Source organism: Paenibacillus silagei (genome assembly GCF_017874735.1).
GTDB lineage: Bacteria > Bacillota > Bacilli > Paenibacillales > Paenibacillaceae > Paenibacillus_AQ > Paenibacillus_AQ silagei.
The window spans coordinates 75,304-84,899 of sequence record NZ_JAGGLV010000029.1 but is presented as its reverse complement, the minus strand read 5'-3'; the positions used below and the strand labels follow the sequence as shown (position 1 = coordinate 84,899).

General features: G+C 58.6%; 9 protein-coding genes. All 9 read right to left on the bottom strand.

Features of this window, described 5'->3' with window-relative positions:
* Positions 1-401 precede the first annotated feature (401 nt).
* On the bottom strand, positions 402-962 hold the full coding sequence (cysC, locus tag J2Z70_RS28885; protein ID WP_209878828.1) for an adenylyl-sulfate kinase: 561 nt from the start codon (positions 960-962) through the stop codon (positions 402-404).
* Positions 962-1,831 (bottom strand): STM4011 family radical SAM protein, encoded by an 870-nt coding sequence (locus J2Z70_RS28880; protein WP_209878826.1) that lies wholly within the window; start codon positions 1,829-1,831, stop codon positions 962-964. The genes cysC and J2Z70_RS28880 overlap by 1 nt, the downstream gene beginning before the upstream one ends.
* Positions 1,828-3,186, bottom strand: a complete 1,359-nt coding sequence (locus tag J2Z70_RS28875; RefSeq protein WP_209878843.1) for an STM4012 family radical SAM protein — start codon at positions 3,184-3,186, stop codon at positions 1,828-1,830. Before J2Z70_RS28875 ends, J2Z70_RS28880 begins: the two co-directional genes overlap by 4 nt.
* Positions 3,187-3,258: 72 nt before the next feature.
* A complete protein-coding gene (locus J2Z70_RS28870) occupies positions 3,259-4,044 on the bottom strand; it encodes an STM4013/SEN3800 family hydrolase (RefSeq protein WP_209878824.1) in 786 nt (261 codons plus the stop codon).
* 15 nt (positions 4,045-4,059) lie between these two features.
* Positions 4,060-5,496, bottom strand: a complete 1,437-nt coding sequence (locus tag J2Z70_RS28865; protein ID WP_209878822.1) for an STM4014 family protein — start codon at positions 5,494-5,496, stop codon at positions 4,060-4,062.
* The gene (locus J2Z70_RS28860) at positions 5,496-6,341 is read right to left on the bottom strand and encodes an STM4015 family protein (RefSeq protein WP_209878820.1); all 846 of its coding nucleotides are present in this window, start codon (positions 6,339-6,341) and stop codon (positions 5,496-5,498) included. The genes J2Z70_RS28865 and J2Z70_RS28860 overlap by 1 nt, the downstream gene beginning before the upstream one ends.
* A gap of 878 nt (positions 6,342-7,219) precedes the next feature.
* Positions 7,220-8,629 (bottom strand): ferrous iron transporter B, encoded by a 1,410-nt coding sequence (locus J2Z70_RS28855; protein ID WP_209878818.1) that lies wholly within the window; start codon positions 8,627-8,629, stop codon positions 7,220-7,222.
* Positions 8,607-9,338, bottom strand: a complete 732-nt coding sequence (locus tag J2Z70_RS28850) for a FeoB small GTPase domain-containing protein (protein ID WP_209878816.1) — start codon at positions 9,336-9,338, stop codon at positions 8,607-8,609. Before J2Z70_RS28850 ends, J2Z70_RS28855 begins: the two co-directional genes overlap by 23 nt.
* Positions 9,335-9,589, bottom strand: a complete 255-nt coding sequence (locus tag J2Z70_RS28845) for a FeoA family protein (RefSeq protein ID WP_036723378.1) — start codon at positions 9,587-9,589, stop codon at positions 9,335-9,337. Before J2Z70_RS28845 ends, J2Z70_RS28850 begins: the two co-directional genes overlap by 4 nt.
* Positions 9,590-9,596: the final 7 nt, after the last annotated feature.

The following is a 9,596-nucleotide window of genomic DNA, read 5'->3' as shown; positions in this document are numbered from 1 at the left end:
ACTCCAGCCTCATTTAGAATGGATGCGACGGATGCCACCCACTTATTTTCATTCCTGGGGGTGACAAGGCCTCTGTCTTGTCATGCCTGTTTTTCACATACGATTTGTCCCAATGTGCCCCTGAATGCAGCGGATGCTGGCTAAACGAGCGAATGAGGTGCATTAGTGCCCCTGAATGCAGCAGATGCGCGCTAAACGAGTGAATGAGGTGCACAAGTGCCCCTGAATGCAGCAGATGCGCGCTAAACGAGTGAATGAGGTGCACAAGTGCCCCTGAATTCCCCAGATGCGCACTAAACGAGCGAATGAGGTGCATTAGTGCGCTTGAATTCCCCGGATACACGCTAAATAAACAAAGGAGGGGTATAATGCCCCTCCTTATTCTGTATGCTCCTATTCCATCACAGCCGATACAGCCGATGCTCTGTGAGCCAGCTGATCAGCTCTTCCATGCACTGTTCCGGTGTACGCTCCGCTGTGTGCAGCGTCAACTCCGGGTCAGCCGGAGCTTCATAAGGGTCTGAGATCCCGGTGAAGGCCGGAAGCTCACCGGAGCGGGCCTTGGCGTACAGCCCTTTGACATCCCTTGCTTCACAGACGGGAAGCGGGCAGTCCACATAGATCTCGACGAAGCCCGGCAATTCCTGCCGGGCATAGCTGCGCATCTCAGCATAAGGACTGATTACCGAGACCACGGTAATCACGCCATGCCGGTTCAGCATTCCGGCGAGGTAGACCGCTCTGCGGATGTTCTCGAACCGGTCCTCACGGCTGAAGCCGAGTCCACGGCCCAAGCTGCGCCGCAGTTCATCGCCGTCCAGCCATTCCACCGCCTGCCCCTGTTCCCGGAGCCGGTCTGTCAGCAGCGCGGCAAGCGTAGACTTGCCCGCTCCCGACAGACCGGTAAGCCAAATCGTTAACCCGGCAGAGGTCTTGTGTGCTTGTAGCTTACCAGTAGTCATTACTCTGTCCTCCCTGCGCCGTAAGGAATCCGCTCCAGCAGGCCGGAGCCGTAGATCTGCTCCAGGCCAAGCTCCGGCATATGAATATAGCCGATATAGCAGTCACAGACCTTCATGCGGCAGCTCCGCCGGGCAGCGAGCCCCTCCAGTCCGTCACGATAGAGGTTGCCGATGACCGCACGGTCCTTGTAGCAGCGCTTCACCAGGCCGGGGCCTTGCACGTAGAATACGCTGCTGCCGGCATTACAGCTGGCGCCGAGGCTGTCGTAGTCCATGGCATTAATCTGGAAATGCGGGTCTATCCCGCTCAGGAAGCTAATATCCTCCGCCGTATAATAATCCCGCTTGTCCTTGTAGGCGTTAACCCACAGATACACGTCCTCCGGCAAGGCCGCACGCAGCGAGGAGATAGCCGGGAAGGCACTATGCACCCCCACACTGCCTACGCTAAAAGGAATCCCCCGGCGGTATACGCTCATACACTGCGCCAGGAACCGCTCCTCACTGACCTGACCCGGATGATAGGTTGCCCAGAAGGCTACCTTGGCCGGGTTCAGTTCAGCGGTGAAATCAAGCCGGGCAGACAGATTGGTCTGGATGGCGACCTTATCCACATGCTCCATATGGGACAGCGTGATCAGCGCATCCCGGTACCAGCGGTGCGTCAAGCCCTCGCCATACGGATTGAAAAAAATAGACAGGCGGTGGCCTGCAGCCCCCTGCTCCGCTACCCAGCGGACGAAGGTCTCAAGACCTGCGCGGTCTTTGGCGAGGGTGGCGGCGCTGTCTTTGGTTTTGCCGAAGGGGCAGTATGGGCAGTCATAATTACAGGAGGAGAGGGAACCCCGGTAGTAGAGGACTGCCTTCATGGCAGGACGAACTCCTTCATCTGCTCGCGGATCTCACCGGAGATGAACCAGTCACCGATGGAGTCGGAGTAGCCCAGCCCATCTGGAGTCAGCCGCAGAATGCCCTCATCATCCGTAGCGAACCCGCTCTGTACCAAGAGGCCAAGCTCGGGGTGATCCTCCCATAGGGTAGTCCCGAACCGCTGGTTATAGTCCGCAATTGTCAGTCCTTCGCTGTGCAGGATTGCTTTTAGAATGAACCGCCGTTTCTGCTCGTCCAGGCTCAGCACGATGCCGTAATCGGCCGTATCATAACGCTCGGCTGCAACATAATCCGCGATGATGCTCTCCGTGGCCTTGCGGCTGACGCCGTAGCGGGAGGCATAATGAACATTCCGGGTATAGGAACGCGCGCCGCAGCCGAGGCCGACCATCCCTTCCTCCTGGCAGCTGTAGTCGAGAATATTCTTGCCGGTCCCGGCATCCTCCTTGGCGAATCTGCGCATCGAGTATTGGCGGTAGCCACGCTCTGCCAGCACTGCACGTGCCGCTTCATAGCATTCGTAACGGATATCCAGCTGGTTCACCAGGTCGCCCGGCTTCACAATCGTATGTTCACGGGTGTAGAGCGGATAGAGGAAGATTTCCTCCGGTTCATGCAATAGCGCCTGGTTCAGCGAATAGAGCCAGGAGTCCACCGTCTGCCCCGGGAGTCCGTAGATCAGATCCAGATTGAGAATGGGAAAATCAAACTGCCCCAGCAGCTCCAACGCACGGTAGACCACCTCGGGGTCCTGCGGGCGATAGATCGCAGCCGACTCGGCGGCTACGAAGCTCTGGATGCCCATACTGACGCGGTCCACGGTATGCTCCTTCAGAATCGTCAGCTTTTCCTCCGTCAGTGTCTCGGGTGAGGTCTCCACGGAGATGGAGGTGGTCCCAAGATCCACTCCCATGATATCCGTAGCAATCCTGAACAGCCGGTTCAGCTCCGCAAGAGCAAGAAGACTGGGCGTTCCGCCGCCGATGGCGAAGCGCGCATAAGGCTTGTGACGGGTGAAGGCTGCCCACTGCCGGGCCTGCCGTTCCAGCGCATCCACGTATTCGGCGTGTACATTCGCTCTTTTATCAGGCAGCGTGAACAGATTGCAGAAGCCGCAGCGCGCGCCGCAGAACGGAATATGCATATATAAGAACAAACTCTCCGCAGGCTCGTCCCGCCACAGCTGCTCTAAAGGAAGGGGGGACGCGAACTCGCGGTAAGCGGTTTTGTGCGGATAGGAATAGAGATAATTGCGGTAAGGATGGGCCGTGATCTGCTCCTTCCATTGCTGAAGCTCCCCAGCGGAGAAGGGAGGGTGTCCGTCTTGGTTCATGTGATGCAGAGATTGCCGGATGGACGTCATACGTTCTCCTTCCTTGTGCGGGATCGAATTTCAGTTCCATGCTTATACAATAAATTCCCGGTACGGAACATTCCATACCGTGTCATGCGCCAGCCGGTGGCCCTGATAGCCGTCCTCGCCGTAAGCTGTGCCGTGATCGGAAAAAGCCAGACAGAACACCGGATTACCCCGCTTCCGGAACGCATCGAACAGACGCCCAAGCTCTCCGTCGGCATAACGCAGCGCTGCACGCTGGCTGTCCACTGAATCCTTGCGCGCACCCGGCAGGAACATATGGTTCGGGCCATGGATCGCCGAGACATTCATGAACAGGAACAGCCGCTGGTCCAGCGGGGTGTTGCCTAGCAGCTTGAGCGCGTGATTCACCTGATGCTCCGTCGAGCGCGGGTTCGTGACCCCGAAGGTCATCCGCCAATAGCTCTGCTGGAAATAACCGGGGAGGACGCGGGCGAGGGGCACTTTTTTACTGAAAAAGATTACGCCTCCTATACACACCGTCTGATAACCCGCCGCTGCCAGCCCCGACACCATATCCGGTGTATCGAACAGCCAGGTATGGGGATGGGTCTTCAGCCCGGTATTCCTGGAGTGGAACAGGCGCACATGCTCAGCCTTATTCGTGTTAGCCGGAGTGGGCAGGAAGCCGCCGAAGAAGGCATGATGGGCCGCATAAGTGAAGCTGCCGGGGGTATGCCGCTTCTCCCAGGGACCGCTGCCGCACAGGTTGGGGCAATTCGCCTCCTCCGGCACAGCCGCATCGTAGCGCAGAGTATCGAGTGTGATCATTAAGATATCGTGGGTGCCGACAATGGCGTTCATATCGGTCATGGGGCCGGATTCCTCCTAAGACAGCTGCTTCATTTCCCATTCGTAGGTGCTGCAGCCTTGGTATTCAACATCGTACAATAAGTCGCCAAAAGGATTCACATCTGCCGTATACATCCGCCCGGAGCTTCCCGCCAGCACATCGATGCCCGCAACCGAGCAATTTGGAAAAGCGGCCAGCGAAGCCTCCGCTGTCCGGCGTACTTCTGCCTGCTGTGCCTCGCTCAGCCCGGCCTCCGCCGGAGTCATCCGCCGGCTGCGCAGATGCAGATTCGTAATCGGTGTGGTGCTGACTCTGGCGACTGCATGGCAGGCTTCACCAGCGACAACCAGCTGACGGATGTCGAAGGAATGTCCGTCCTTGCCGGGCTTCGGAATCCACTGCTCGGCATAGGCGCCGTGGCGGTAGAGCCAGTTAATGATTCCGGCAAGGCGGGCAGAATCGGTATAACGCTGCAGCTTGCCGGAATTATAATACACCGGGGGCCGCGTGATATAACTCTCGACCCCGATGGTGGTAACCGCTGACTCAGCTCCCGTTGCCGGGTTCAGCTGATAAGCAATCACGCCGGACGCGGCGGAGCCGCTGGCCAGCTTGATGAACACGCGGTGCATCCGCTGCGACAGCATCAGCTCGCGCAGGGAAGCATAGTCCACGGGGACTTGTCCGCCGCTGCCGCGAAGCGGCCGGGGAACAGACACGCCGGACTCGGCGAGAATCTGCTGGGTCCGGCGCTTGTCCGTCATGGCTGCGATCTCCGCCGGATCGTTGGTCCAGCGGGAGGCGGGCAGAAGCTGCCCGGCCTCCTGCCGGAGCCGCGCCAGCAGGCGGCAGTAGCCGCGGAACCACTGGGACGGGTGATGCAGCACGCCGGGCAGGTCCTTCAGGGCGGAGGCCGCTTGGAAGCTTAGCGGCCTCAGGTCCGGCTGCTGCCCGAACGGGTGCAGCGAGTCATCCGCGTCCGGCGCATCCGGTGCGCCCAGCGCGATAAGCGCCCGCTCCAGCGCGAAGCTGCCGCCGGGGGACTCCAGCCGCAGCAGTGGCGGGCACGCTGCAGATTCCGGCGCAGCGTGCCTGCTGAAGCTGCCGCCGGGAGAATCCGGCAGCAGGCGCTGCGCTTCCGCTTCGGAGGATTCGCTGAAGCTGCCGCCAGCGGACTCTTGTGTGGGATGCCCGCTGGAGCTGCCGCTAGCGGACTCCCGCTCGGAGGGCCCGCTGCTGTAGTCGCGCAAGGATTCCCACTGTTCAAGCAGCGGTTGCCCCGGGCCTCCGTCCCGAATCTGCCGCTGCACAGCCAGCGTAAGCAGATCAGCCAGCGGCTGGCCCTCCAGCAGCCCGGCGTAGGGAATCAGCAGCGCCGGTGGCATCCCGAGACGCGAGCGCGCCTGCTGGATACCGGCTGAGCGCCGGTCGCCGGGCTGGCAGAAGACAATCAGCGGTGCTGCGGGCTGCATTATTCTGTGATTGACGGATAGCGCCAGTCATCATCGTCATCGGCCTGCTGCTGGTCGCTGACATCCACCGGCAATCCGCTGTTCTTCAGGCGCAGCATCATCTCGTCAGACATGTAGTGATGGCTCAGGTTGAGCAGCTTCAGTCCCTTCACCCGCTCGCTGGCGAGCAGCGCCTCTGCGCCGGTATCGCTAAGCGTTCCCAGTGACATGTCCAGGGTATGGAGCTGGTCCAGAATCGGCGCATCCGCCAGGGCTGCGGCAATTTCGTCCTGGATCTCACTGTTTTTGAGTCCAAGATAAGTTAGATTAGGGAATTTCCCGGGCTCGATCAGCGGCAGAAGGTCCTCCAGCCCGCCGTCAAAGCCGTAATTGTCCACCCCAAGGTATAATTCCAGCTTGCGCAGATTCGGCAGGCGAGAAGCGGCAATGTCCGCCAGCACGGCCTTACTGAGTCCGCCGGTAATAATAATGAGTTCTTCGAGCTTGTCATGCTGCAGTTGGCTCAGACGCAGATCGGTACCGCCTTGTGCAGTCAGGGATTGCAGCTCAGGATAAGCGGGCAGCAGCGGCGAGAGATCGGTCTGGTTAATCCACGAGATTTCACATTCCTCATAGCTCATGTCCCCGATGAACAGCTTGCGCAGCGCAGGGAAGCTGGCGCTGTGCTTCACCAGGGCCTGGACGGCTTCCTCCGAGGTGTTCTCGTAAGCTTGTCCCCAGTCGCCAATCGTAAGGCTGGTCAGCCCGGCGGCTTCAGGACTTTCGCTTAAGCGTTCAATCTCCGTCTCCATCCGTTTGCCTTCCTCAAATCCATCGTAATCAATACTGAGCTTCACTGCTGTCATGAACAATCCCTCCCGGAAAATAATAGCTTCCAAATCACCCTAACATGTAGGGAGAGGGAGAGTCAAATAGCAGAGGAGCAGGTGTCCCTATTTGCCCGTTAACTCCTGTAACCACGGGGGTGTGCGGACCAAATATAGTCGAAAAACCGATCACATTGGGCATGGCAGAGGCATGTGAGCGGAATGTAATCGAAAAACCGATCACATTGGGCGTGGCAGAGGCACGTGGGCGGAATGTAGTCGAAAAACCGATCATATTGGGCGTAGCAGAGGCACGTGGGCGGAATGTAGTCGAAAAACCGATCACATTGGGCATGGCAGAGGCATGTGAGCGGAATGTAATCGAAAAACCGATCACATTGGGCATGGCAGAGGCATGTGAGCGGAATGTAATCGAAAAACCGATCACATTGGGCGTGGCAGAGGCACGTGGGCGGAATGTAGTCGAAAAACCGATCACATTGGGCGTAGCAGAGGCGCGTGGACCAAATATAGTCGAAAAACCGAACACAATGGGCAGTGCGGGAGGCGAGTGGACCAAATGTAGGCGAAAAACAGCATACAATGTGCCAGCGCAGGACCCGTGGACCGAATGTGTGCGAAAAACAGCATACAATGTGCCAGCACGTAGGGTCGTGGACCAAATGTGTGCGAAAAACAGCATACAATGTGCCAGCGCGGGCCCGTGGACCGAATGTGTGCGAAAAACAGCATACAATGTGCCAGCGCAGGGCCCGTGGACCGAATGTATTCGAAAAACCGAATACAATATGCCAGCGCAAGGAAGACCGTTAATCGCCCATTAGAGCGAATAACGGTCTGCCTAAAAAGCCTGCGCTCTTACTTCACTCGAAGCCCATCCCGCAGCTCCCCTGCGCTCAAACCCAGCTGAACAGCCGGGCTGCCGAAGCCACCGCGAAGGTCACGCCGATAGCGATAGCGAGCGGGATGACGGCGGAGAGCACGGCCCACTTCAGGCTTTTGGTCTCCTTGTAGATGTTCACGAGTGTAGTGCCGCAAGGATAGTGGAGCAGGGAGAAGAGCATCATATTCAGCGCCGTCAGCCAGGTCCAGCCGTGGCTCAGGAAGATGTCCTTAATGCTGCCGAGACCTTCGATATCGACCATGGCCCCCGAGGACATGTAGCCCATCAGCAGGATAGGCAGCACAATTTCATTGGCGGGCAGGCCGAGGATGAAGGCCATAATAATGAAGCCGTCCATGCCGAGCAGCTGCGCGAACGGATCGAACCAGGCCGCCATATGATTCAGCACACTCTCACCGCCGACAAACACATTGCCGAGAATCCAGGTGATGATCCCTGCCGGAGCGGCCACGATGATGGCGCGGGTCAGCACATTGAGGGACTTTTCCTTGGAGGAGCGGACAATGGTCTTCCAGATCTGCGGGCGGCGGTAAGGCGGCAGCTCCAAGGTGTAGTGGGTAGGCACACCGCGCAGCGCGGTTTTGGACATGATCCACGATACGCTCAGGGTGACGATAATTCCAATCAGCACGATACCCATCAACACCAGCGCAGTCGCGAAGGTGCGCAGTGCCCCGGTGGTTGCCGCCCCGACCATGAACATGGAGGAGAGCAGAATAAGCGTAGGCCAGCGGCCGTTGCAAGGGACGAAGTTGTTGGTCAGAATGGCCAGCATCCGTTCACGGGGCGATTCAATAATGCGGGTGGACAGAATAGCGGCAGCGTTGCAGCCGAAGCCCATCGACATCGTCAAGGCCTGCTTGCCATGCCCCCCGGATTTCTTGAACAAGCGGTCCATATTAAAAGCGACCCGGGGCAGATAGCCGAAATTCTCCAGCAGCGCGAACACCGGGAAAAAAATCATCATAGGCGGCAGCATAACGCTGATGACCCATGAGGTGCCCCGGTACAGCCCCAGCACAAGAACGCCGTGCAGCCAGGCCGGGGCATGAACAGCCTCGAAGCCGGCGGTCAGATAGCCTTCGATCCAGCTGAAGAGGGAGGCAATCCAGCCGGAAGGGTAGTTGGCTCCGGCAATGGTAATCCAGAATACCAGACCAAGACCGGCGAGCATAATAGGGAAGCCCCAGATCTTCGAGGTGACGATATTATCCAGCTTGTAGGTGCTGCCCAGCTTCTTCTTGTCGTGATAAGTAACGGCATCGCTGCAGATTCCGGCCGATACGCCGTAGATTCCGCTGACGATCTCGTCGCGGACCGCCCCTTTGTCTGCCAGCTTCTTCGCAGTAGCGAGCAGGGAATCGAGCGGGTCTTGGCCGTTAATGGCATGCGGTGACTCCATGGCGGGCCACCTCCTTCGCTACAGATGTACCCTTGCGTCTCATATGGGCTTTGAGGGAAGCCAGCAGGCTATGGTCACCGTCCAGCAGGCGCAGGGCAATCCATCGTGCCGGATACCTTGCGCCGACCGTCTGCTCCACCATCGGGATCAGCTCGGCAATGCCCCGCTCAATCTCATCGTTGTAGGTGATCTTCAGCGGCTCAGCCTTGAATTCACCGGTCGCTACGCGTGCGATCTGATCCAGCAGCGCTTCAATACCGATCCCGTTGCGGGCCGAAATGGCCGTGACAGGCACCCCGAGCCGCTCTGCAATCCGCTTCAGATTAATATCAATGCCCAGCCGCTTGGCTTCATCGATCAGATTGATGCAGACTACGGCGCGTCCCGTTATCTCCAGCACCTGCAGGGCCAGATTGAGGTTGCGCTCCAGCGACGTTGCATCCAGAACCACCAGCGTTACATCCGGCTCCTCGAAAATAATATAGTCCCGGGCCGCCTCTTCATCGGCGGAATTGGAGTAGAGCGAATAGGTGCCGGGAAGGTCAATGGCCCGGTAAGTATGCTCCTTGTGGGTGAACCGCCCTTCGGCGGTGACTACGGTTTTGCCGGCCCAGTTGCCGGTATGCTGGCGCATGCCGGTCAACAGGTTGAACAGCGTGCTCTTGCCTGTATTGGGGTTGCCGGCAAAAGCGACGGTATACTCACTCATCCTTCTCCGCCTCCAATCAGTTCGCCATAAATGAGGGAACTCTCTTCGCGCCGCAGGGCAATGGTCGTATTGCTGATCCGGTAAGCCGTAGGGTCTCCAAGCGGGCTGCGCCGCAGCACTTCTACGCGGTTCCCGGCAACAAATCCGAGATCAAGCAGTCTTCTCCGCAGCACACCCTGGACCTCGATGCCGCTGATCCGCAGCGTGCTGCCGTTCGTAGCTTCAGACAATGGAATTACGGCTCCGGCCATAAGCTCT

Bases quoted from the DNA above. Each gene is read 5' to 3' on its own strand.
- cysC (WP_209878828.1), bottom strand. From the start codon at position 962: ATGACTACTGGTAAGCTACAAGCACACAAGACCTCTGCCGGGTTAACG.
- J2Z70_RS28880 (WP_209878826.1), bottom strand. From the start codon at position 1,831: ATGAAGGCAGTCCTCTACTACCGGGGTTCCCTCTCCTCCTGTAATTAT.
- J2Z70_RS28875 (WP_209878843.1), bottom strand. From the start codon at position 3,186: ATGAACCAAGACGGACACCCTCCCTTCTCCGCTGGGGAGCTTCAGCAA.
- J2Z70_RS28870 (WP_209878824.1), bottom strand. From the start codon at position 4,044: ATGACCGATATGAACGCCATTGTCGGCACCCACGATATCTTAATGATC.
- J2Z70_RS28865 (WP_209878822.1), bottom strand. From the start codon at position 5,496: ATGCAGCCCGCAGCACCGCTGATTGTCTTCTGCCAGCCCGGCGACCGG.
- J2Z70_RS28860 (WP_209878820.1), bottom strand. From the start codon at position 6,341: ATGACAGCAGTGAAGCTCAGTATTGATTACGATGGATTTGAGGAAGGC.
- J2Z70_RS28855 (WP_209878818.1), bottom strand. From the start codon at position 8,629: ATGGAGTCACCGCATGCCATTAACGGCCAAGACCCGCTCGATTCCCTG.
- J2Z70_RS28850 (WP_209878816.1), bottom strand. From the start codon at position 9,338: ATGAGTGAGTATACCGTCGCTTTTGCCGGCAACCCCAATACAGGCAAG.
- J2Z70_RS28845 (WP_036723378.1), bottom strand. From the start codon at position 9,589: ATGGCCGGAGCCGTAATTCCATTGTCTGAAGCTACGAACGGCAGCACG.